The organism is Arthrobacter sp. B2060, assembly GCF_059090445.1.
In genome coordinates this window covers 1-22,250 of sequence record NZ_JBNHFR010000018.1, presented here as the reverse complement: position 1 = coordinate 22,250, position 22,250 = coordinate 1, and the positions used below count along the sequence as shown (strand labels likewise).

Annotated in this window: 22 protein-coding genes and 1 rRNA gene; 14 read left to right on the top strand and 9 right to left on the bottom strand. The window is 65.7% G+C overall.

Translation table 11 applies throughout. The annotated features are described in order from the left end of the window. Nucleotides 1–169: 169 nt before the first annotated feature. Nucleotides 170–1,840, bottom strand: a complete 1,671-nt coding sequence (purH, locus tag AC5RUM_RS21235) for a bifunctional phosphoribosylaminoimidazolecarboxamide formyltransferase/IMP cyclohydrolase (protein WP_494036807.1) — start codon at nucleotides 1,838–1,840, stop codon at nucleotides 170–172. Nucleotides 1,841–1,994: 154 nt separating this feature from the next. On the opposite strand from purH, the gene AC5RUM_RS21230 reads away from it, so the two are divergent. Beyond that, the gene (locus AC5RUM_RS21230; protein WP_494036806.1) at nucleotides 1,995–3,347 is read left to right on the top strand and encodes an MFS transporter; all 1,353 of its coding nucleotides are present in this window, start codon (nucleotides 1,995–1,997) and stop codon (nucleotides 3,345–3,347) included. Nucleotides 3,348–3,445: 98 nt separating this feature from the next. Here AC5RUM_RS21230 and AC5RUM_RS21225 read toward each other — a convergent pair whose 3' ends face one another. Together AC5RUM_RS21225 and purN are read right to left on the bottom strand one after the other, a co-directional pair. Beyond that, nucleotides 3,446–4,324 (bottom strand): hypothetical protein, encoded by an 879-nt coding sequence (locus AC5RUM_RS21225; protein WP_494036805.1) that lies wholly within the window; start codon nucleotides 4,322–4,324, stop codon nucleotides 3,446–3,448. A 133-nt stretch (nucleotides 4,325–4,457) separates the two neighbouring features. Beyond that, nucleotides 4,458–5,054 carry a phosphoribosylglycinamide formyltransferase gene (gene purN / locus AC5RUM_RS21220; protein ID WP_494036804.1) on the bottom strand — a complete coding sequence of 199 codons (597 nt, stop codon included), beginning with the start codon at nucleotides 5,052–5,054 and terminating at the stop codon, nucleotides 4,458–4,460. Between the two features lie 39 nt (nucleotides 5,055–5,093). On the opposite strand from purN, the gene AC5RUM_RS21215 reads away from it, so the two are divergent. Next, complete coding sequence (locus AC5RUM_RS21215) at nucleotides 5,094–5,534, top strand: hypothetical protein (RefSeq protein ID WP_494036803.1); 441 nt, start codon at nucleotides 5,094–5,096, stop codon at nucleotides 5,532–5,534. Between the two features lie 34 nt (nucleotides 5,535–5,568). On the opposite strand, the gene AC5RUM_RS21210 is transcribed toward AC5RUM_RS21215, so the two are convergent. Continuing rightward, nucleotides 5,569–6,888 carry a cell division protein PerM gene (locus tag AC5RUM_RS21210; protein ID WP_494036813.1) on the bottom strand — a complete coding sequence of 440 codons (1,320 nt, stop codon included), beginning with the start codon at nucleotides 6,886–6,888 and terminating at the stop codon, nucleotides 5,569–5,571. 171 nt (nucleotides 6,889–7,059) lie between these two features. On the opposite strand from AC5RUM_RS21210, the gene AC5RUM_RS21205 reads away from it, so the two are divergent. Beyond that, on the top strand, nucleotides 7,060–7,521 hold the full coding sequence (locus AC5RUM_RS21205; RefSeq protein ID WP_494036802.1) for a DUF4383 domain-containing protein: 462 nt from the start codon (nucleotides 7,060–7,062) through the stop codon (nucleotides 7,519–7,521). A 222-nt stretch (nucleotides 7,522–7,743) separates the two neighbouring features. On the opposite strand, the gene AC5RUM_RS21200 is transcribed toward AC5RUM_RS21205, so the two are convergent. Continuing rightward, nucleotides 7,744–7,923 (bottom strand): hypothetical protein, encoded by a 180-nt coding sequence (locus AC5RUM_RS21200; protein WP_494036801.1) that lies wholly within the window; start codon nucleotides 7,921–7,923, stop codon nucleotides 7,744–7,746. Nucleotides 7,924–8,170: 247 nt separating this feature from the next. On the opposite strand from AC5RUM_RS21200, the gene AC5RUM_RS21195 reads away from it, so the two are divergent. Both AC5RUM_RS21195 and AC5RUM_RS21190 read left to right on the top strand, forming a co-directional pair. After that, nucleotides 8,171–9,112 (top strand): hypothetical protein, encoded by a 942-nt coding sequence (locus tag AC5RUM_RS21195; RefSeq protein ID WP_494036800.1) that lies wholly within the window; start codon nucleotides 8,171–8,173, stop codon nucleotides 9,110–9,112. 88 nt (nucleotides 9,113–9,200) lie between these two features. After that, nucleotides 9,201–9,341: a hypothetical protein gene (locus AC5RUM_RS21190; RefSeq protein ID WP_494036799.1), complete on the top strand. Its 141-nt coding sequence runs from the start codon at nucleotides 9,201–9,203 to the stop codon at nucleotides 9,339–9,341. A gap of 101 nt (nucleotides 9,342–9,442) precedes the next feature. Here AC5RUM_RS21190 and AC5RUM_RS21185 read toward each other — a convergent pair whose 3' ends face one another. Then, entirely contained in the window at nucleotides 9,443–10,042 is a 600-nt protein-coding gene (locus AC5RUM_RS21185) for a MarR family winged helix-turn-helix transcriptional regulator (protein WP_494036798.1), read from the bottom strand. 105 nt (nucleotides 10,043–10,147) lie between these two features. Further along, complete coding sequence (locus AC5RUM_RS21180; protein ID WP_494036797.1) at nucleotides 10,148–10,651, bottom strand: PRC-barrel domain-containing protein; 504 nt, start codon at nucleotides 10,649–10,651, stop codon at nucleotides 10,148–10,150. 365 nt (nucleotides 10,652–11,016) lie between these two features. On the opposite strand from AC5RUM_RS21180, the gene AC5RUM_RS21175 reads away from it, so the two are divergent. The 9 genes from AC5RUM_RS21175 (at nucleotide 11,017) to AC5RUM_RS21135 (ending at nucleotide 20,815) form a co-directional block, all read left to right on the top strand. Then, nucleotides 11,017–11,931, top strand: coding sequence for a hypothetical protein (locus AC5RUM_RS21175; RefSeq protein ID WP_494036796.1), 915 nt, complete (start codon nucleotides 11,017–11,019; stop codon nucleotides 11,929–11,931). Then, the gene (locus tag AC5RUM_RS21170; protein WP_494036795.1) at nucleotides 11,928–12,359 is read left to right on the top strand and encodes a phage holin family protein; all 432 of its coding nucleotides are present in this window, start codon (nucleotides 11,928–11,930) and stop codon (nucleotides 12,357–12,359) included. The genes AC5RUM_RS21175 and AC5RUM_RS21170 overlap by 4 nt, the downstream gene beginning before the upstream one ends. Continuing rightward, nucleotides 12,356–12,985: a DUF3618 domain-containing protein gene (locus tag AC5RUM_RS21165; RefSeq protein WP_494036794.1), complete on the top strand. Its 630-nt coding sequence runs from the start codon at nucleotides 12,356–12,358 to the stop codon at nucleotides 12,983–12,985. The genes AC5RUM_RS21170 and AC5RUM_RS21165 overlap by 4 nt, the downstream gene beginning before the upstream one ends. A 168-nt stretch (nucleotides 12,986–13,153) precedes the next feature. Next, nucleotides 13,154–14,020 carry an HNH endonuclease gene (locus tag AC5RUM_RS21160; RefSeq protein ID WP_494036793.1) on the top strand — a complete coding sequence of 289 codons (867 nt, stop codon included), beginning with the start codon at nucleotides 13,154–13,156 and terminating at the stop codon, nucleotides 14,018–14,020. Between the two features lie 217 nt (nucleotides 14,021–14,237). Next, on the top strand, nucleotides 14,238–15,674 hold the full coding sequence (locus AC5RUM_RS21155; RefSeq protein ID WP_494036792.1) for a flotillin family protein: 1,437 nt from the start codon (nucleotides 14,238–14,240) through the stop codon (nucleotides 15,672–15,674). After that, the gene (locus tag AC5RUM_RS21150) at nucleotides 15,667–15,915 is read left to right on the top strand and encodes an NfeD C-terminal domain-containing protein (protein ID WP_494036791.1); all 249 of its coding nucleotides are present in this window, start codon (nucleotides 15,667–15,669) and stop codon (nucleotides 15,913–15,915) included. The genes AC5RUM_RS21155 and AC5RUM_RS21150 overlap by 8 nt, the downstream gene beginning before the upstream one ends. Nucleotides 15,916–16,011: 96 nt before the next feature. Then, a complete protein-coding gene (locus tag AC5RUM_RS21145) occupies nucleotides 16,012–17,169 on the top strand; it encodes a glycosyltransferase family 4 protein (RefSeq protein ID WP_494036790.1) in 1,158 nt (385 codons plus the stop codon). Continuing rightward, the gene (locus AC5RUM_RS21140) at nucleotides 17,166–18,548 is read left to right on the top strand and encodes a UDP-glucose dehydrogenase family protein (RefSeq protein WP_494036789.1); all 1,383 of its coding nucleotides are present in this window, start codon (nucleotides 17,166–17,168) and stop codon (nucleotides 18,546–18,548) included. The genes AC5RUM_RS21145 and AC5RUM_RS21140 overlap by 4 nt, the downstream gene beginning before the upstream one ends. A gap of 122 nt (nucleotides 18,549–18,670) precedes the next feature. Next, the gene (locus tag AC5RUM_RS21135) at nucleotides 18,671–20,815 is read left to right on the top strand and encodes a putative bifunctional diguanylate cyclase/phosphodiesterase (protein ID WP_494036788.1); all 2,145 of its coding nucleotides are present in this window, start codon (nucleotides 18,671–18,673) and stop codon (nucleotides 20,813–20,815) included. Nucleotides 20,816–20,830: 15 nt separating this feature from the next. Here the strand turns inward: AC5RUM_RS21135 and AC5RUM_RS21130 are convergent, their stop codons facing one another. Together AC5RUM_RS21130 and rrf are read right to left on the bottom strand one after the other, a co-directional pair. Continuing rightward, on the bottom strand, nucleotides 20,831–21,670 hold the full coding sequence (locus AC5RUM_RS21130; protein WP_494036787.1) for an SDR family NAD(P)-dependent oxidoreductase: 840 nt from the start codon (nucleotides 21,668–21,670) through the stop codon (nucleotides 20,831–20,833). 342 nt (nucleotides 21,671–22,012) lie between these two features. Further along, nucleotides 22,013–22,129, bottom strand: a 5S ribosomal RNA gene (rrf, locus tag AC5RUM_RS21125). Nucleotides 22,130–22,250: the final 121 nt, after the last annotated feature.

Here is a 22,250-nt window from a genome sequence, read left to right as displayed (position 1 = left end):
ACGCCGCCCGGGTTCCCTCGCCGAGCGCAGCGAGGTTAGGGAGGCGGTGGCTGGGCCCACGCCGCCCGGGTTCCCTCGCCGAGCGCAGCGAGGTTAGGGAGGCGGTGGCTGGGCCCACGCCGCCCGGGTTCCCTCGCCGAGCGCAGCGAGGTTAGGGAGGCGGTGGGGACTAGTGGAAGAAGTGGCGCGCTCCGGTGAAGTACATCGTGATGCCGGCCGCGTTGGCTGCCGCGATGACTTCCTCGTCCCGGACTGAACCGCCGGGCTGGACCACGGCGCGGACGCCGGCGTCGATCAGAATCTGCAGGCCGTCGGCGAACGGGAAGAACGCGTCGGAGGCCGCCACGGCGCCGCGTGCACGCTCCGGGGCGCCGGCGGTTCCGACATTGGACGCGCCGCCGGCACCGTCAACTTCGGACTCCACGGTCACGCCAAGCGTGTTGGCGCGCTCGACGGCAAGCTTGCAGGAGTCGAGACGGTTGACCTGGCCCATGCCGATGCCCACGGCAGCGCCGTCGGCTGCGAGCAGGATGGCATTGGATTTTGCGGCGCGGCAGGCGGTCCAGGCGAACGCGAGGTCAGCCAGCGTGGCGTCGTCGGCGGCTTCGCCGGCCGCGAGCGTCCAGTTGGCGGGGTTGTCGCCGTCGGCATCCACCTTGTCGGTGATCTGGACGAGCACGCCGCCGGAGACCTGGCGGATTTCGGCCGGGTAGCGGCCGTAGCCCTCGGGCAGTGCCAGCAGGCGGATGTTCTTCTTCTTGGAGAGGATCTCCACGGCTTCCGGCTCGAAACCGGGGGCGATGACAACCTCGGTGAAGATGCCGGCCACGGTCCGGGCCATGCCGGCGGTGACAGTGCGGTTGGCCGCGATCACGCCGCCAAACGCGGAGACAGGGTCGCACGAGTGTGCCTTGGCATGGGCATCCGCGATCGGGTCTGCGGCGTCCGCGGAACCGACGGCCACGCCGCACGGGTTGGCGTGCTTGATGATGGCCACAGCCGGCTCAGCGAAGTCGAACGCGGCGCGGAGGGCGGCGTCGGCGTCCACGAAGTTGTTGTAGCTCATGGCCTTGCCGTGGAGCTGGTCGGCCTGGGCGATACCTGCGGGGGCTGCCTTGTCCACGTAAAGCGCGGCCTGCTGGTGCGGGTTTTCGCCGTAGCGGAGCACTTCGGAGCGTTCCAGCGCGAGTCCGGCGTAGGCGGGCCAGTCGATGACCCCGTCGCCGTCCTCGTCCAGGAACTGGCTGGCGGTCCAGGTGGCCACGGCGTTGTCGTAGGTGGCGGTGTGGGCGAATGCCTTGGCCGCCAGGCGCTGGCGGGTCTTCAGGTCGAAGCCGCCCTCTGCGGCGGCGCGGACAACGTCACCGTAGAACTGCGGATCCACCACAATGGCGACGGCGGCGTGGTTCTTCGCGGCGGAGCGCACCATGGCAGGGCCCCCGATGTCGATCTGCTCCACGACGTCGTCCTGCGCGGCGCCGGACTTGACGGTCTCCACGAACGGGTACAGGTTCACCACAACAAGGTCGAACGCCTCGATCTCCATTTTGGCGAGGGTTTCCATGTGCGCCGGAACCCGACGGTCGGCGAGGATGCCGCCGTGGACGCGCGGATGCAGGGTCTTGACGCGACCGTCCAGCATTTCCGGCGATCCCGTGACCTCCTCGACTTCCTGGACGGGGATGCCGGCGTCCGCAATCTTCTTGGCGGTGGAGCCGGTGGAGACGATCCTGACACCTGCGGCGTGCAGGCCCTTGGCCAGCTCCTCCAGACCGGTCTTGTCGTAGACCGAGATCAGGGCTCGGCGGATGGGAACACGGTCAAGCTGCGTCAGGGTCACAAAAGTCTCCGTCGTAATCGCGCGGCGGCATGCCGCGGTTGGTGGGGATACGGCCAGTTTATCGCGTCACGGGGGATGGCTTTCCTGCCCGCCCGAGTGTGAACGCGGCATCCTTCCCGCGCAGCGCAACGTAAGGTTTAGAACAGGAGGCGAGATGAACATTTACACCACTGTGCCCAGCGGCGAACAGGTGGTCCAGGAACTGCCGTGGCGCTGGAGGGTGCAGGGCCGGATCTTCCTGATCGGCGGTCTGGGGTTCATGTTCGATGCCTGGGACGTGACCTTAAACGGCATCCTGATCCCGCTGCTGTCGTCGCACTGGCAGCTCACGCCGGGGGAGGCAGGCTGGATCGGCACGGCCAACCTGATCGGCATGGCCCTCGGAGCGTTTGTCTGGGGCACCATCGCCGACACGATTGGGCGCAAGAAGGCGTTCACCGCCACGCTGCTGATCTTCTCGCTTTTCACCGTTCTCGGGGCGTTCTCCCCCGACTTCATCTGGTTCTGCCTCTTCCGCTTCATGGCCGGTTTCGGCCTGGGCGGCTGCATCCCGGTGGATTATGCGCTGGTGGGTGAATTCACGCCGCGCCGGCAGCGTGGCAAGGTCCTGACCGCCATGGACGGCTGGTGGCCCGTGGGCGCCGCACTGTGCGGCTTCGTCTCGGCCGGACTGGTGGCAGCCTTCGCGGACTGGCGGCTAACCATGATGGTGATGGTGCTGCCGGCCCTCCTCGTTTTCTGGGTGCGCCGCAGCGTTCCCGAATCGCCGCTCTTCCTCATCCGGAAGGGCCGACGCGAGGAGGCGGCCAAGGTCATCGACGACCTTGTCCAAGCCACCGGTGCGGAGCCACGCGCCTACAGCCTGCCGGATCCGCAGGCAGTCCCTCGGCTGTCGGCAGGCAGCGCCTGGCAGCAACTTCGTGGCGTCTGGACATTCAACTGGAAGATCACGGCTGCAGCCTGGGGCCTGTTCTTCAGCATCCTCCTCGTCTACTACCTCTCCCTGACCTGGATGCCGCGGATCCTGATCGGCGCCGGTTTCGCCGAGTACAAGGCGTTCCTGACGACGGCGGGCATGGCATCCGTCGGGCTTCTAGGGGTGGTGGCTGCAGCGCTGCTCGTGGAACGGATGGGCCGCAAATGGCTGCTGGCCATCACCGGCCCGCTGTCAGCGCTGACCCTCGTGATCGTGGCCTTCGTGGTGGACATTCCGACGGCGGCCGTATTCTGGCTGCTGGTCTTCGGCTTCATCGTGCAGGTGGCCATCCCTGTCCTCTACGCCTACGTTTCCGAGCTCTACCCCACCGAGCTGAGGGGTTCAGGCTTCGGCTGGGCGTCCACGTTCTCCCGGCTGGGCGCCGGCTTCGGGCCGCTCATCTTTGCGAACTACTTCTGGCCCGAGCTGGGCCTGGCAACGTCATTTGCCCTCGCCGGCGGCCTGGTCCTGCTGGCGGTGCTCTGGATGATGTTCTTCTCCCCCGAAACCAGGCAGCGCCGCCTCGAGTAGCGCCCGTTCTGGCTTGATGCACTTTCACTTGTGGCGGTTCCTGCCGGATGGATTAGCCGCGTTTGGGAACCGCCACAAGTGATGCCGCAACGGGGAAACTACTGGATGCAGGTGACGTGGACGGTGATGGACGTGTCCCTGCTCTGAGTCACCGACCAGCCTTGCCCGACAAGGGCCGGCCGGCTCGCCGTCACTTGATTGGTGGGGTTCGTCAGCAAGGCGCTGTAGCCGCCGCTGATGGCGACCTTGCCGGCAGGGCAAAACGCTGAGACGGTGTTGCCTGTCCCGTTGACCGTCACCATGGAAACGCTCGTGGAGGCGGCGGCGCCGGTGGCTCCTGTAGCGCCCGTGGCGCCAACGGGACCCACGGCGCCCGTCTCACCGGTTGCTCCGGTGTCGCCCTTCTCGCCTTGGATGCCCTGCGCCCCGGTCGCCCCGGTATCGCCCTTCTCTCCCTGGATGCCCTGCGCCCCGGTCTCGCCTTGAATACCTTGGGCGCCGGTCTCACCCGTATCGCCCTTCTCCCCCTGGATCCCCTGGGCGCCAGTTTCGCCGGTGTCACCCTTCTCACCCTGGACACCCTGCGCCCCGGTCTCGCCGGTGTCACCCTTCTCCCCTTGGATACCCTGCGCTCCGGTCTCGCCGGTCGCCCCGGTGTCACCCTTCTCCCCCTGGATTCCCTGGGCGCCGGTCTCGCCGGTGGCCCCGGTGTCACCCTTCTCACCCTGGATGCCCTGGACGCCCTGGATGCCCTGGATGTTCCAGGAGATGGCCGTCTCCTTCTTGGTGTCACAGGTGGCGCCAGCGGAAAGAATCCGGACCTGGCCTCCGTTGTTGTTGCTGTAACAGGCGTTGATCTCGCCGCCTGCAGACGTTGACGCCGCATAGGCGGCGGTGGCGGCCCCCGTCCCGAGGACAAGGGCAACTGAAAGGCACACCACTTTCGGACTGGTTTTGGCAAAGCTGAATTGCGGCACTGGAGACCTCCTGGAAGGACAACGCTGAATAGGACGGTGTCAGCGTAAGGTGCGGATCCGGCCCCCAACCAGCGTGGTCAGGTACCTCCAGCTACCCGTCTTTTAACGGGCTATACCCGGTTTTTGGCGCGGACTACTCGCTTTTCAGAATCGATCCCGCGCGGCGGTGCTCGGCGGCGAGCGATGCGAGGGTGGAGACGAGCAGCCGGCGCTCCACCACCTTGATGCGTTCGTGCAGGGTCTCTTCGGTATCGCCGTCCTCGATGGTTACGGCTTCCTGGGCGATGATGGGGCCGGTATCCACTCCGGCATCGGCCCAGTGCACGGTGCAACCCGTCACCTTCACGCCGTACGCCATGGCGTCCCGGACGCCGTGGGCCCCGGGGAAGGACGGCAGCAGCGCGGGGTGGGTGTTGAGGTATTTGCCATCGAAGGCATCGATGAATTCCGGGCTCACGATGCGCATGAATCCCGAGGACACCACAATGTCCGGCTGGTACACCGCCACAGCCTCGGTCAGCGCGGCGTTCCAGGCTGCACGGTCCGGATAGGCTTTGAAATCCACCACGAAAGTGTCGATTCCTGCCGCGGCTGAGCGCTCCACTCCATATGTGCCGGGGCGGTCCGCGCCCACCGCTGCGATCTCCACGTCCAGCTGCCCCGCTTGTACGGCGTCGATGACTGCCTGGAGGTTGGAGCCGGTTCCGGAGACGAGGACTACTATGCGCATTGCTCAAGCTTAGGCGGCTGCTCGCGTAGGCTGGAAAACATGAACCCCACTCCTGGCCCCGACGGGTCACAGCGGACCAAACTTCCGCTCAGCGAGGGCGCAAAGTCCTCGCTGCTGAAAACACATACCCTGTTCCGCATGTTCATCGTGGCGGTGCTGGGCTCGTTCTTTGTTTTCCAGCTCGACCTTCACTACCTCTGGCTGACGGCCATTCTGACGCTTGCGGGCATCGTTCTGGGGATCATCGTGCTTGTCCGCGCCGTCCGGCTCAAGGAGTCCAGACTGGTGCTGTTCGGGGCCATCTCCGGCCTGGCCGTTTCCGCCGTGATGGCGCTGCTGGTCCTGGTCTCCGCCGTGTTCTTCAACCAGGTGCGCGACTACCAGCAGTGCGCCCGCTATGCCTTGACGAGCCAGGCCAGCAATGATTGCCGGATCCAGCTCGAAAATTCGATGCCCGGCCAGCTCCAGCCGGGCCGCTGAGCGCGTCCGCTACTACACGTCGCGCTTGGGGCCGTTACTTGCCCGGGGCGGCCTCGAGATCCGCTTCACGCAGCTCCTGCCGGCGCTCCAGCCACGGGCCTGCTGCGTAACCGATGACGACGCCGATGCCGGCTTCCGCTGCCACCCAGACTGCCGTCCACACAGGGTCCGGCCCGATGTCATGGAGGCGGCCGATTCCTGCCGAACCATGCGTTATGCCTGCGAGCGCGCCTGCCAACAGGCCAGCCGCGGTTCCGGCGATGATGCCCAGCACCAGAGTGGAGGCTGCAGCCGTGAACCACCGGACGCGCACCTTGATGGACAGCCACTCGTCAAAGTGGTTCTCCCCCTCACGCAGGAACCACCAACCGCCCAGCACTCCGGCGAGCACCGGCACTACGAGGGCCACGAAGCCGTAATCGAGCGGGCCGGCAGGAATGGCCCCAAGGACCGGGACTGACGGGAGGGGCCCCACGGCCGTGCCCAGTGGGCCGACTTGGGAGCCCGCTCCGAGGGCGAAGCCCGAGCCAGACACCCAGGCGAGTGCAAAGACGGCGAGGTTGGGAATGAAGCCGAGCTGCGCAAGGGTGAGCGCCGCGCCTCCTACCGCGCCGGCGTCGAGCGCTTCATAGACTGCCACCACAAGGTTCCAGTGGATGAAAAGGTCAACCGCCAGCAGGGCCGAAGACAGCGCCAGGGCTGCCATGAGCGTGACGAAGCCGGCCTTGGCCGCGGAGGCCAGGTAGGAGCCTGCCCAGCGCGAGTGCTGGCTGGTCCGCGCGATCCAGTCCACGGCATCGACCCCGATCAGCCGGCTCCACGACCCGGCCTCGCGCCTTGCTCCAATCACCATGCCCAGCGCAAAGGGAACCAGGGGCAGCAGCGCGGCCCACCAGAGGAACACCCCGACGTCTTCGGTGCGGCACACGAATCCGGTGGTGACGCCGAATCCCGCATAAACCAGCCAGGAGCCCAGCAGCGCCTGCCACAGCTGGTCGGTATATGAGGCGCGGGCCAGACGCCGGCCCGCCCGCCACGCGAGCAGGAATGGAATGAGCGTCATGCCCAGCGGCATGAGGGAGAGAGTGCCCGTCTCCGGTCCGGCAGCGGCACCGTCGACGACGGTGGTCAGGTACAGGGGCACCCCGTGGATGACGAGCCAGGCCTGGCCGGCCAGGCGCGCCAAGAAGTCGAACTGCGTGTCCCGGAAGCCGGAGGTTGCCCACACCGCGACAACGGGGGCAATAACCACCAGGGCGGAAATAAATGCGGCCTGGGCCGACTCCAGCCCGCCCTGCAGCCACAGGGGCATGGGAAGGCCACGGTCACCGGTCTGATCAGCGCGCAGTTTCATCGTTGTCCATCGTGCCATGTGCGCCCTCGTCCAACTGTTTTCGACAGGCTCTTCGGCGGAGAAGACGGATGAAGAGAATCCCGTGGGGCTTGGCCGTGGCCGCAGCCAGCGCTTTTTACGGTGTACAGAAGTAAAATTAGGTTGTCCGCAAACAGTGGTTGGAGGCAGAAAATGACTACCGCATCCCCACATGCACACGGCGTTCACTTTGGTCGGACGGACGTCCAGAACGTTGGCATGGGTGTTGGTATTCTCGCGTTGCTGGTAGGGATTCTGGGATTCATCCCGGGCATCACCGCACGTTATGGCGAACTGATGTTCCTTGGGCCTGATTCGCACGCCATGTTGTTTGGCCTGTTCCAGGTATCCATGCTGCTCAACATTGTGCAGCTGGTCATCGGTGGAACCGGCTGGGCCATGTCCCGCAGTGAAATGGGTGCGCGCAGGTTCCTTATGGGCGCCGGTGCGCTGTACATCATCCTCAGCATCTACGGGCTCAGTGTCGGAGTGGATTCGGCGGCCAATTTCCTGTCGCTGAACATGACGGATAGCTGGACCCTGATGGTGGCGGGTGTTCTCATGATTGTCGCCGGCTGGATGTTCTCGCGGCATCTGGCCGATGACAGGAAATAGACCCGGAACGCGAACGCCGGGAATAGGAGCCGCGAATGAGTAGATATCTAATCTGAAAATTCGTACTACCGGTTGGTGCAGGTGTCCCGCGCAAGTTCGTGGGCGGCTGCACCAGCTTTGCGTTGAAGGTACTTCAGCAGGAACCCTGGGTGTCGAAGACTTCCCACTGGGCTGCCGGGTTTGGGCTGGACTAGCCACTCGAGACTCGAGGCCGATCAAAGCCTAGAAGCGGATCAATGAGTACGGCTGGCTGGGCAGGTTGCCGGCCGTCCACGGCCGCTGGGACGGCTCGGTGGGAACGTGGCCCCGTCCGTCACGCACAACCGCCCTCACCGTGGCAACGATTGCGACGGCGGCGGCTACTGCCAGAACTATCAGGACGACGACGATCGACCCGGCCATGACTCCAACACCTCTTAAGCCAATTTTACGGCCGAAAGAGGCTCCTATCCGTGGCATTCTTCCCGCCGGCTCCGGGGCATTCTTCCCGCCGGCTCCGGGGCATTCTTCCCGCCGGACACGCAGATAATAAGCAGGCGAATAAATTTCCTCTGGACGCGCCCGCCGCCCGGGCATATCCTGATCTCCCATTGCCTCTGGGGGGTGAATCGGAATGGGCGGTTACCTGCGCTCGTGGTGCACAGTTTTTGTGCGCGCCATCCTTGTGCCCGCCCTGCTTGCCTGTGCCTGGCTCATCTGGGGCGCAGGCACCGCCCAGGCATCACCCCAATCGTCTGTATCCTCCGCTTCAGGGCTGCTCGATCCTGGCACGTCCGGTGATCCAGCGGGTGTATCCGGCATCCTGAGCACGAGCCCGAGCACGGCTACGTCCAAGGCAGTGTCCGCCGTTCCGTCGCTGCCCGCTGTACAGGTCCTGCCGGCCCGCTTGGCTCCGGTTACTGACACCGTGGCCGCCGTCGCGGGCACGTCGGACGCTCTCGTCGGCGAGGCGCCGGCTGCCGTCTCCACGATGACCAAGACAGCGGCGCCGGCACTTTCTCACATCGACAACGCAGTAGCCGCAGTGGACGAGGCTGTCGCCTCACTGGAACCGCGGTTGGCGCGGCTTCCCGTTCCGGTTCCCGTGGTCAAGCTTCCCGTTCCCGTGGTCAAACTTCCGGTTCCCGTGGTCCGTTCCGCCCCCAAGCCCTTGCCAGGGAAGGAGGCACGGCCCTCGGTGCGGCCGGCACCGGCAGCTTCCGCTGCTGTACCTTCCACCGTACGTAGGGCTGCACCCGCCAACACAACCGCCAACAGTCCTGCCGCCCCCGCGGCGGCGGAGATTCAAGAAGCCGGCAGCCGTGGCCAGACCTTGGCTCAGCTTCATATGACCACCCGCCACAGGGCGACGAGCGCAGTCCAGACGGGTCCGCTGAGGGTCCCCGACAGCATTTCCGGCGTTGACGTCGTCGGGCTGGCGGCCACGCACGGCGAGTCTGGCTCCTCCAACTCTGAGGGTTCCGGCGGGCAGGCCGCGGATGCCGCGGCCTTCTGGAACACACTGTCCCAGCTGGCAGGCGAGCGCCGGCTTGACGCCGCCCTCGTATTGCCTCCCAGCCCGGCATTCGATCCGGGTTCTTCCCCCGACTGAACAGGTCAACTCTGCCCTCATCACGGCAGAACCGACCACCTGCGCCACCGGGCGTATGGATTCCAACGTTCATTCAGGAGAAAATGTCATGTTTACCCACGCCCCGCTGTCTGCTGTCCCCAGCCGTTCTTCCCGTGCAAGCATCGGCAACTGGCCCAATCTCACGTCCGGTTTCATCGGCAACTGGCCGGACCCCATGACCAAGAGCAGCCTCAGCGCGAGGTCCTGAAGTGCATGGGTAAAGACGCTAAAAACCGGTGTTTCCCGCACTGCCAGAGGCAGCGCGGGAAGCACCGTCACATTCCCTTTCCTGCTTCCGTTGAGAGTCCTTCAGCTTTCCGGGGCTTTGTCCTCTGACGGGCCGTTGCCGGCCTCTCCTGGATCCTGTTCCGAGGGGTCCACAGGCACTGTGGAGTCGGTTCGCCCGGCCCCGGCCTCTCCCGCGGTATCTTCATCCGGGCCATCGTCGCTCTCCGGAGGCCTCTTTCCGTGCCGGCCGCCCAGCCGAGGTGAGCGGGGAAAATGGCTGATCACCCGCGCGAGCTCACGGCTCAAGGCGGTGCCCTCCACGATGTCCTGCGGCAGGGTTTCCTTCTCCACCTGACGGGCCGCAGCCAAGGCATTCAGCCCCGCCTCGGTGATGGCCACCTCGTTGCTTCTCCGGTCCGAGGGGCTGGACTTGCGGGAGACCAAGCCAGCCTCCTCAAGACGGGCCAGCACCCTGCCCAGGGACTGGCTGCGGACATGGATATCTTCCGCCAACTGTTCCTGGTTCAGGGGTCCTGCGGTGAGGCCTTGAAGGGCAATGACTGCGGCATGCGTGAGACCGAGCTCAGCCAGGGCCTGGTCCTGACGGCGCTGGATAAGCCGGGCAGCCATCGACAGCAACTGGTGTGGACCCCATTGCTCCGCATCAGCGTTCGGGACCATCAGTTCCGCCCTCCCCATTCACATATGAGCTTTCCCGAGGCCACACGTCGGCAGGTAACTGCCCTTCGGGGCCAGGGGAAGCACCTGCCCCCAATGCCTGCCGCGTCAGCGCCGTCCGTTGCCGGCAAGCCTGCGGGCCTCCATTACGTCCTCCGCTGCCGTGCTGGATGCCTCACGCCCGACCGTGTCTGATGCGTCGGCAACGTTGTAGGTGCCGCCGCGTCCGGCGGCAAATCCGGCGTCGCGCTCTGTGCCTGTGCGTCCCGTTGCGGCGCCGGCGGCGGGCACCCCGCCGCTAAGCCGGTAATGCTCGTAGAGCCGGTCTTCCTCGGATGGCTCCAGGTGCCCGTCCGCATCCACGCCGGGTGCCTCCATGACCTGGTTCCTGGTGTACGGGACGACGATGTCGCTGGCCTCGAGACGGGCGCCTGCAAGGGGGACATACAGCTCGGACGTGGGGAAGAGGCCTGTGTGGGCCGTCACCCAGGTGGGCTGGCCGGTGTCGTCATCAGCGTAGATCTGTCCGATCGAGCCGATCTTGTCTCCGTCCGTGGAGAATATGTAGCCGTCCTTGTTGAGCAGATCGTCGAAATGTTCCTTGGTGAGCATGCTGCCTCCTTGGATCCTGACTACTGGTGCGCTTCGTTGCTTTGGGGTAATTCCGGCGGACTCACAGCACCGGGTCGAGACGGCTGCCCGTCGCGCCAGTCAACCTCACACGTATACCCTAAGCATGCTTACTATCAGACTGGCAAGCGTGCTTGGCATTTTTCTTTCGACGGGCCCGGCGCCCAGGGGTGCCAAGCCGCCTGCACGAAGCCCCCGAACGCAAGGCACCGCCGGCAGACACGCGGGAAATGATGACAAAAAAGCAAAGGGTGCTTACTATTTTTTAGTAAACATGCTTACCATTGCATGCCAGCAACGCTGGTTCCTGAAACAGCAGCTGACCCTTTCGGAAAGAGAGAGCGAAGATGACAGAGAACCAATGGCCGCAGGACGGGAGCCTGACAGTTCCCCCGGCTACGCAGAACTCACCGGCTTACGGCTCGGGCATTTCCTCCGGGAGCCCGGCGTCAGCCTCGAAGACCGATACCGCGAAGGAAGAAGCCTCGAACGTCGCAGGACAGGCCGCCGGCGCAGCCCAGAGCGTGGCGGGCACGGCCAAGGCTGAGGCGGCGAATGTGGCTGCCGAAGCAAAAACCAACGCCAAGGACCTTCTGTACCAGGCAAAGTCGGACCTTACCAGCCAGGCAGGGGCCCAGCAGCAGAAGGCCGCCGAAGGCATCCGCACCATCTCCTCCCAGCTGCGTTCCATGGCTGATGCCCCGGACCAGCAGGGCGTTGCCTCCGACCTCATCCGGCAGGCTGCTGAACGCTCCGAATCCGTCGCCTCCTGGCTCGACAACAGGGATCCGGGATCGCTGCTGAACGAAGTCAAGTCCTTCGCACGCCAGCGCCCCGGCACGTTCCTGCTGCTCGCCGCCGGAGCCGGCATGCTCGCCGGACGCCTAGGCAGAAGCCTCCAGGCGGGAGCCCCGGCCAGCACAACAGCAGCCGGCACGGCGGTTCCGCCCCAGCCCGTGCAGCCCCCGGTCACCGAAGGCGCCGTGGGCGCGGGTGTCGGCGCGCCGCTCTTCGACGAAACCGCCACGGCAGGGCCCGGCTACGGACAGCAGGAGTACGGCACACCTGCCTACAGCGAACCGGTGGCCGGCGCACCTGCCTACGGTGAACCTGCCTATGGTGAGCCTGGAATCGGCGAGCCCGCCCGTCCCGGCGTGGCCGCACCCGGCTCTGCCCAGACCCTTCCGGGAAGTTCCACTGCAGGGGTTCCCCAGCGTGATGTGGATGACCCCTTTGCCGAAGGTGAAGGACGCCACCTGTGAGCAGCCAGATACCGGAGACACCTCCCACCACCGCGCACGCCAAAGCGGACGCCAATTCCCTTGGGGATCTCCTGGGTGATGTTACCCGCGACCTCTCCACCCTGATGCGTCAGGAAGTGGAACTGGCCAAGGCAGAAGCGAAACAGTCGGCCACGAGGGCCGGCAAGGGCGGCGGCATGCTTGCCGGCGCCGCCGTAGCCGGCCACTTCGTGCTCCTGTTCCTGTCCGTCGCCCTCTGGTACGCCCTGGGCGAGTTGATGGGCCTGGGCTGGTCCGCCGTCGTCGTTGCCGTGATTTGGGGCATCATCGCCGCCATCCTGGCCTCGATTGGCCGCAAGGAACTCAAAACGATCAAGGGCATGCCCCAGACGGCCGAGACCATCCAGGAAATCCCTCCGACACTGAAACCCAATGGAGACAAACGATGAGTGAAAACCCGGACGCCATCCGCGCCGACATTGAAGCCACCCGCGCCCGCCTCGGCACCAACGTCGATGCGGTTGCAGACAAGGTCACCCCGTCCAACATCGTCCACAGGCAGACCGACAAGGTCAAAGAGGCCGTCTTCGGAGTGAAGGAGAAAGTCATGGGAGCAGCGGAGCACACCTCGGAGCACGCCCACAGGGCTTCGGGCAGTGCCGGTTCCTCGATGGGCGACGCCGGCTCAGCCGTCAGCTCCACACTTCACGACGCCGGCAGCGCCGTGGCCGACGCCCCGCACAAGGCAGCAGTGAAGACGCAAGGCAACCCCCTTGCCGCCGGCCTGATCGCCTTCGGCGCGGGCCTCCTGGTCTCCTCCCTGATTCCACCGAGCCAGAAGGAACGCGAAGCAGCGGAGGCCCTGAAGACCGCAGCCGAACCGGTCACCACGCAGCTCACCGAAGCTGCAAAGGATGTGGCGCAGGGGCTGAAGGAACCGGCCCAGGAAGCCATGGAAAACGTGAAATCCACGGCCGCCGACGCCGCCGAGCACGTTAAGGGAGAAGGCCAGACGGCCGTCTCTGACGTCAAGGCCAGCGCCGCGGACGCCAAGGACCACGTCCAGAACACCTAAGCCCCAAAGCATGACGGCGGCCGCCTCCCCATTTTCGGTGAGGCGGCCGCTTCGCGTCCCGGTGCGTTCGCCGGCTTTTGTGCGCCGCCCTGCCAGGGCCTCGCCCGTTCCGTTCGCGGGCTGCTGGCAACAGGCCCGGCGCAGCCAAATCACTGCAAGAATATGCGTATGACAGCCATCATCCTGGCGTGGGATCCTGACCACAGCGACGGCTGGAACCACGCCGCCGCCGTCGAATGTGTGCGGGAGACAGGCCAGGTCCTGACCGGCTGGGCCGTGGACGGCCCGGTAGACGTGCACGCCGGTGATGAGGCCTGGCTGTGGCTGCAGGGCCGCCGCCGCGGACTGTTGGGCCACGGTCAGGTGGTCTCGGGAGAGGCACCGGGGGCTGCACAGCCGGCGGCCGGCGAGCGGGACATGGGCTCCCGACGCATCACCGTGGCCTTTGATGCCCTCCTTCGGTCCGGCGACCAGATCCTGCCGGCCGTCCTTGCCGACGCTGTGCCGGAGGTTCCGTGGGAGGACCTGGCGCAGCCGGTGCTCGCCCTTGACCCGGTGCTGGCGTCGGAAGTCCGGGCCGTGTGGCGGGAGTTGGGACCGGCCCAGGCGCCGGACCCCCTCCACCTCGTGCCCGGGAGCTATCCGGAGCAAGCGGTCAGCCGGGTGCAGGCCAACCGCTTCGAAAGCAACGTTGAGGCTCGGAGGATCTGCGTGGCCCACCACGGCACCAGCTGCGCCGCCTGCGGCTTCTCCTTCGAGTCCGCTTATGGAGAGACCGGCTCGGGGTTCATCCAGGTCCACCATCTGGTGCCTGCCGGACAGATCGGCAATGACTATGAGCTCGATCCGGTGACGGACCTTGTGCCGCTCTGCCCGAATTGCCACGCGATGGCGCATCTGGATGTGAGCACGCCGCGGACGGTGGCAGAGCTCAGGCAGCTCATTGCCGGGGCAGGCTATCTGGCCGGACAAACGCTATCGCCGGAAGAGCTGGAAGCCCAGCGGGATGCCCGCCGGATTCTGGAACAGCACTGATTCTGGAAGAGCAACGATTCTGGAACAGCACTAGAGGCGGCCGCGTTGGGGCGGGCCCGGCGGAGCATCAGTCAGTCCCCCGGATCCTGATCATCAAATTGCTGGACTTTCCCGTGCGCGCCCGGCAAGACTGTCTATCACAGCTGGCAGTTCCGGCGCGTCCGGTGTCGGCCTGTACTGTGCTTCGCCTTTTTCAATGACGTGAAAGGACACATTCATGGAAGCCCTGTCAGCTTTCCTTCCTGTTATCGCCACCATTGTCGGGGTCCTCGCCGGAATCGCTGTGATTTGGGTGGCCATAAAGCTGATGTGGAAGGTTGCTGAGCCCAACGAGGCCCTGATCATTTCAGGCCTTACGCGCGGAACGCTCGAGAACACGGACGGAATGGACTTCAAGATTGTCACCGGGCGGGGTGCGCTCGTGGTCCCGGGGCTGCAAACGGTCAGGGCGCTGTCCCTGACCCTGAATGAAACGGAACTCAAAGTCTCCTGTGTCACGTCCCAGGGCATCCAGGTCATTGTGGATGGCGTGGTCATCTACAAGATCGGCGATGCACCGGCCTTCATCGCCAATGCCGCGCGGCGGTTCCTCGGCCAGCAGCCCAAGATGGAAAGCCAGGTCTACAACGTCTTTGAAGGACATCTCCGCTCCATCATCGGCAGCATGACGGTTGAAGAGATCATCCGCGAGCGCGACAAACTAGCTTCGCAGGTGCGCGGCGCGAGCGGTGTGGAAATGGAAAAGCTTGGACTCGTCGTCGACTCACTGCAGATCAAAGACCTGCAGGATCCCACGGGATACATCCAGAACATCGCCAAACCGCACATTGCGCAGGTCAAGATGGAAGCCCGCATCGCCGAGGCCACCAGGAACCGGGAAGCGGCCGAGAAGGAAGCCGAGGCGGCGGCGCAGATTGCCGACGCGCAAAGCGTCTCGGCCATCAAACAGTCCGTTGCGCAGGCAAACGCCGAGCGGGCCAAGGCCAATGCGGCCCAGGCGGGGCCGCTGGCGGAAGCGACGGCGCGGCAGCAGGTGGTGGTGCAGGAAACCGAAGTGGCCAAGCTGGAGGCGGACCGCGAGGAACAGAAGCTGCAGACGGTCATCCGCAAACCGGCCGACGCCAAGGCATATGCGCAGCGGACCGAAGCCGAGGCCCAGAAGTCCGCGGACATCAGCGCCGCTGAGGCAAGGGCCAAACGGACGGAACTCGAAGCACAGGCCAATGCCCGGCGGGTTGAAGTCGAGGCCCAGGCCAGCGCTTCGGCTGCCGCGGCCATGGCGGGAGCCACGCGTGTGACAGGTGAGGCTGAGGCCGCTGCCACGAGGGCTCGGGGTGACGCCGCCGCGTCCGCGATCAAGGCGAAGGCCCTGGCGGAAGCGGAAGGCATCAAGGCACGCGGCGACGCACTCGAGACCAACCAGGATGCCGTCATCGCCCAGCAGTTGGCGGAGAACATGCCGGCCATTGTGTCGGCTGCGGCCGAGCCGTTCGGCCACGTGGGCCAGATGACGGTGCTGAACGGCGGCGACGGCCTCAACGGCATGATCGGCGGCATCCTCTCGCAGGCCGGCACGTTCCTTCCGCGCCTTTCCGCCGCGCTGAAGGACGGCCACGAGCCGTCAAAACGATCCCCGAAGCCGCCCAGTGCATAGGAACGTTGACCGCAGCCTGACAGGCAAGGTCGGCAGGGTCACGGGGCGGATAGGCCCGGGCACGGTCGGTGAGGTGATGCTGCCGTTCCGCGGCGGGACCAGCGCCTTCCATGCCTACCCGTTCGACAAGACCAGCGTCTTCCCGGTCGGTGACAAGGTGCTTGTCATCTACTTTGAACCGCCCCAAACGGTTTTTGTTGATGAACTGCCGGACATCCTACGGTCCGACGCCGCCGGATAGGCCTGCCGGAACCCGCGTCCTCCTGTTAACCCAACCTTTGCCTCAGCGTCACGCCCACTCCGCCGCAACGTCAGACGCCCCGATCACGGTGGAGGGGTGAGGATCGCAATAGTCGCTGAATCATTCCTGCCGCTGATGAATGGGGTTACACACTCCATCCTGCGGGTGCTCGAACATCTGCAGGAGCGCGGGGATCAGGTGATGGTGATTGCGCCGTCGACATCGGACACCGATGTTCTTGATGTTGTCCACGGCGCGATTGTGCATCGGCTCCCCTCCGTTCCGCTGGCCGGGTATGCGAATGTCCGGGTGGCCGTGGGTGGCGTGTATCGGGTCAAGAGAATGCTTGCCGATTACGCTCCCGACGTGGTCCACCTGGCATCGCCGTTCGTGCTTGGCTGGCGGGCAGCCCAGGCGGCCGCCCAGCTGGGCATCCCGACCGTGGCGATCTACCAGACTGAGGTTCCCAGCTACATGGCCCGCTACGGCGTGCCGTTCCTCGAGAACTGGGCCTGGAACCGGGTGGAGAACATTCACCTGCTGGCCGACCGGACGCTGGCGCCGTCCACTTTCGCGCTGAACCAGCTGCGCGGCCGCGGGATTCCGCGGGTGGACATGTGGCGGCGCGGTGTGGATACCGCGCGTTTTGCGCCGGAAAAGCGCGACGGCGGGTGGCGGGCATCCGTGGCACCCGGCGGTGAGCGGATCATCGGCTATGTGGGCCGGCTCGCGGTGGAAAAGCAGGTCGAGGACCTGGCCGTACTGGCCGACGTCCCCGGCACACGGCTGGTCATCGTGGGCGACGGCCCGCAGCGCCCTGCCCTTGAAGAAGCCATTCCGAGCGCGGTTTTCACCGGGTTCCTGGGCGGCGAGGAGCTGGCCAGGGCGGTGGCTTCGTTCGATCTGTTTGTTCACCCGGGTGAATTCGAAACCTTCTGCCAGACCATCCAGGAGGCCATGGCGTCCGGGGTGACGGTGGTGGCTACCGGGCGTGGCGGCCCTCTGGACCTGGTGGAAAACTCTCGGACCGGATGGCTTTACAGGCCAGGTGATCTGGCCGACCTGCGGAGCCGCGTGATGGACCTGATGGGCGACGACGCCAAGCGCCGGGCCTTCGCAGCGGCTGCGCACGCTTCGGTCCAGGACCGGACATGGCCGGTCCTCAACGCTGAACTGGTCCGTCACTACAGGGAGGTCATTGCCGCCTCCTCAGTGTCCGCCGGACGCTCAACCTCAGAAGGAGCAGGCCTGTGAAAATCTCTGTAATCGGCTGCGGCTACCTCGGTGCCGTACATGCAGCCACACTCGCTTCCATGGGCCACACGGTGGTGGGGATCGACGTTGATCCTGCCAAAGTGGAGCGCCTGGCCGGCGGCGTTGCCCCCTTCTTCGAGCCGGGCCTGGACGAGCTGCTGCGCGATGGCCATGCCACCGGCCGGCTCACCTTCTCGACAGATTTCGGCGCCGCCGCCGGCGCCGAGATCCATTTCCTCTGCGTGGGCACACCGCAATCCAAAACGTCCGACGGCGCCGACCTCAGCTACCTGGTCTCGGCCACCGAAAGTCTCCTTCCGCACTTGAGCCGCGGTGCCGCCGTCGTCGGTAAATCAACGGTGCCCGTGGGAACCGTCGACATGCTTGGCGGAATTCTCGCCGGCCGGCAGGACGTCCTCCTCGGCTGGAATCCGGAGTTCCTGCGCCAGGGCACCGCGGTGAAGGACACGCTGGTGCCCGACCGGCTCGTATATGGCGTGCCGGGCGGCAGGGACGCCGCCTTTGAACCGGGAAGCAGCGCACCGCGGGGCATCACTGCGGTGCTGGATGCCGTGTATGAGCCGCTGCTGTGCGCCGGCATTCCGCGGCTGGTCTGCAACTTCGCCACGGCCGAACTGATCAAGTCTGCATCGAACGCGTATCTGGCCACAAAGGTCAGCTTCATCAATGCGATGTCGGAGTTGTGTGACGCGTCCGGGGCTGATGTCAGCGAGCTCAGTGAAGCGATGGGCCTTGATCCCCGGATAGGAAGCCGGTACCTGCACGCGGGGCTGGGTTTCGGCGGGGGCTGCCTGCCAAAGGACATCCGGAGCCTGAAGGCCCAGGCCTCAAAGCTGGGCGTTGAGTCGGCGACGGAATGGATGCAGCTGGTGGACTCCGTGAACGCGGGGCAGCGGCTCCGGACAGTGGAGCTGGCCCGCGAGCTGTGCGAGGGCCATCTCGCCGGCCGCACGGTGACGGTGCTGGGCGCCGCGTTCAAACCGGACACGGACGACGTCCGCGATTCGCCGTCCCTCGACGTCGCCCTCCGGCTCGCCGCGGCCGGCGCGCACGTGACCGTGACCGACCCGAAGGCCATCAACACGGCGTGGATGCACTACCCGCAGCTGCGATTCGAGCCCTCTGCGGCCCGGGCGCTGGAGGGGGCCGAGCTCGTTCTGCTGCTCACCGAATGGGATGAGTACCGCGCTTTGTCACCTGCCGTCGCCGGGCAGCTCGTACGGCGCCGGACGGTGCTGGACGCGCGAAATGTCCTGGACGCCGCAGGCTGGGAAGCGGCGGGCTGGACAGTCCGCGGCCTGGGAACGAACGCCGGGGCGCCGCTGATGGGTCCGGTGGAGGCCAAGTACGCCCACTGAGCAACCCGCCCGGACTCCCTTCGGAGTCTCCAGGGGTAGAGTCCGGCTTGGCCGGGACTCTATGATTTCTGGAGGGGGGATGTTCATGAAGAAAATTTGGTCTCGCGCGGAGCACGCCTGATATGGGGGCTCCTTCGCCGCACGAGCAGCAGGAGGCTTCGGGGATCGGCCTCCAGTCAGTCTTCGATGCGCTGCCGGACGCCGTGCTGGTCATGGCCGCTGACGGCTCAATCAGCCTCGCCAACGCTGCCGCGGCGGCCATCTTCGGGTACGCCCGGCAGGACCTGATCAGCCGCGATCACCGGTTCGTGCTGCCCAACGGTTTCCCCGAGGGCTTTGAACGTCACTTCGCCTCTCTTCGCGCCAGCTCCGCCGCTCCGCCTCCGTCACCTTTTGAGACGTACGGCCTCCGCAGCGACGGCAGCGAGTTCCAGGGCGAGGTGGCCTGTTCCCTGCTTGAATCGGAGCAGGGAACATTCCTGGTGGCGTGCTTCCGCCCGACGTTCCACCGGGAAGAGACCGATGACGGGCTGCGCGAAGCGATGTCGCTGCTTAGCGCCACGCTGGAGTCGACGGCGGACGGCATCCTCGTGGTGGGCGTCGACGGCAAGATCGCCGGGATGAACGACCAGTTTTCTGCCATGTGGCACATTCCCCACGAGCTGCTTGCCACCCACGACGATGAAGCCGTGATGGGTTTCGTCCTGGGACAGCTCACTGACCCGCAGACCTTCGTGGAGAAAGTCCAGGACCTGTACGCGCACCCCGCCGCGGAGAGCCACGATGTCTTGGAGTTCCTGGACGGCCGCACTTTCGAACGGTACTCGCGGCCCCAGAAGGTGGGCGACAAAGTGGTGGGCCGGGTCTGGAGCTTCCGTGATGTGACGCCGCGGCGGCGTGCCCAGGAACAGGCGAAGCAGGCAATGGCCGAACTCGCCGAGCAGGCCGCACAGCTGAAGGCCATGGCTTTCCAGGACCCGCTGACCGGGCTGGCCAACAGGAAACTGTTCCACGAGCAGCTGACTGAAGCGCTGAGCGGTGAGAGCAGCGCCGCCGTCGACGTCCTCCTCCTGGATCTGGACGATTTCAAGGAGGTCAACGATATCCTCGGCCATCACGCCGGTGACCAGATGCTCGTTGAGGTCGCCCGCCGGCTGCGGGCCTGCGTCCGTCCGGAAGATACTGTCGCACGGCTGGGCGGTGACGAGTTCGTGGTCCTCCTGACCGGGGCCCGGGATGCTGACAGCGTGGCGGAAGGCATCGTGGAATCACTGAACGTGCCGGTGATGATTGATGGAGCCATGCTTCGGCCCAGCCTCAGCCTGGGTCTGGCTTCCATGGGTGAGGGCGTCATCGCGGCATCGGAGCTGCTGCGCCGTGCGGACGTCGCAATGTACGCCGCCAAGGACGCCGGCAAGAATCAGTACCTGCGGTTCCGGCCGGAGATGATGACGGCGCTGGTTCGGCGTACGGACATGGAGGCCGGCCTGCGGCTCGCCGTCGACAACGACGAGATTACCGTGAACTACCAGCCGATTGTCTCGCCCAGGCTCGGCGAGGTCACCCAGTTCGAGGCCCTGGCGCGGTGGGATCGGAATGGCGAACGGGTTCCGCCGTCGCACTTCATTCCTACGGCGGAGCGCAGCGGGCTCATTGCAGCCATCGGGATGCACATGCTCCAGGAAAGCTTCACCCAGCTGCGCTCCTGGCTGGACGGCTCCCGAGAACGGTCCCTTGCCGTGAACGTCTCGGGGGTTCAGCTGCGGGAACGCGGGTTCGCCGGCGAGGTTCTGCGGCTCGCGGAATCCTGCGGGATGAACCCCGGGCAACTGGTCCTGGAGGTGACGGAGAGCGTGTTCTTCGACCATGACGAGCAGGTGATCGAGCAGCTGGGAAGGCTTCGCCGCGCCGGCGTGCGGGTGGCGCTGGATGACTTCGGCACCGGGTACTCCTCGCTGGGGCGACTTCAGGACCTTCCGGTGGACGCGGTGAAGATCGACCGGTCCTTCGTCTCGATGATCCGTACAGGCGCCGAGAAACTCCCGATCCTCAGCTCCATGATCAACATGGCCCACTCGCTGGGGCTGACGGTCACGGCTGAAGGGGTCGAGACGGCAGCGCAGGCGGCCTACCTGACGGACCTGCAGTGTGATTCCCTGCAGGGCTACCTGTTCTCGTTCCCCGAACCGGAGACCGGCCTAGAGATCGCCCTCCTCCGCTCAGCCGATGCCATCGACGCGTTGGAGGGGATGCGGCTACGGCGGTGAGCGCGGGCTTTCGCCCTACCTTTGCTCCGCGGCCTGCCCGGCCCGGACCATCTCTTCGCTGCGGTCCCACAGCTCCCGCGCGAGGTCCGCGTCGTAGGCCTGCCTGTTGGCCTGGGCCAGTGCCCTCTTGGCGTAGTAGGCGCCGGAAACCCAGTCCCGGCCCGGCGTGGACGTCGCGAGCCACACCAGTGTGTCCGCGCCCTGTTCCGCGGTCAGCAGGAACCTGTTGATGAACGTCTTGTACGCGTGGCGGAACCAGCTCGTGGACTCGGCCGCGAAGTTGGTGGCCACCACGCCCGGATGGAAGGCCGCCGCCGAGATTCCTGCCTCGCCGTAGCGGTTCTGCAGTTCCGATGTAAACAGGATGTTGGCGAGCTTGGACGTGCCGTACGCGCGGTTCGTCGAGTACGTGCGCTGGCCGTGAAGGTCCGCGAAATCCAGGTTCCCGAAGCCGTTGGCCGCGCTGGCCGTGTTGATGACCGTGGCGCGGCTTGCCGTCAGGACGTCCATGAGTTCGGTGGTGAGCAGGAACGGGGCCAGGTGGTTGATCTGGAACGTCTTCTCGTAGCCGTCCACGGTAAGCTCGCGCCGGCCCATGATCCCACCGGCGTTGTTGACCAGGACATCGATCCGCGAGTACTTTTCCTTCAGAGCCGCGGCCAGGTCCCGGACGTGCGCCAGTTGGGCAAAGTCGCTGAGGAAGTAGTCAGCACCGAGGTCTGCGGCCACAGCCTTGGTTTTTTCCGCAGAACGCCCGACGACGACGATCCGTTCTCCTGCCCGTGCCAGGTTCCGTGCGGCTGCCGCACCGATGCCGTCGCTGGCGCCGGTGATGACAATGGTGCGCTGCTGCATAAGCTGTCCTTTGCACGTCGGGCGGTGGCCTGTGGCCAACAGGCCCGCTGGTGGAACCCGGCGAAATCCGCTGGCTCAGCCGGTCGAAACCGGGGCCCCAATAACCCAACCGTACCTGACCGGAACATGTCCCGACGCTCCCTCACCTCCCGCCGCTCCCGTCCCGACGGTCCCTCAGTTCTTGTCTCTTCTCGTCTGGGCCCGGGAGACAGGTGGGTAGGTTCTGGCCGGCGGTGATGAGGGGCGTTCCGGTTCCAGGGGCTGGGTGGGCGCAGTTGGTTGGGTGTTTAAATGCGGGAGAGCCCCAACCGTGTGGTTGGGGCTCTCGACCGTGTAATGGTTGTCCGGCGGTGACCTACTCTCCCACACCCTCCCGGGTGCAGTACCATCGGCGCTGTGGGTCTTAGCTTCCGGGTTCGGAATGGGACCGGGCGTTTCCCCCACGCTATGACCGCCGTAACCCTGTGTCCCGTCACGCACCCGTGGGGGTGGTGTGGGAAATCTGTGGTGTTACAACTGTGGTGTTGTATTTAGTTATCGGTTCTCAAGCAACGGGTTTGTTGGTTGGGAACCACATAGT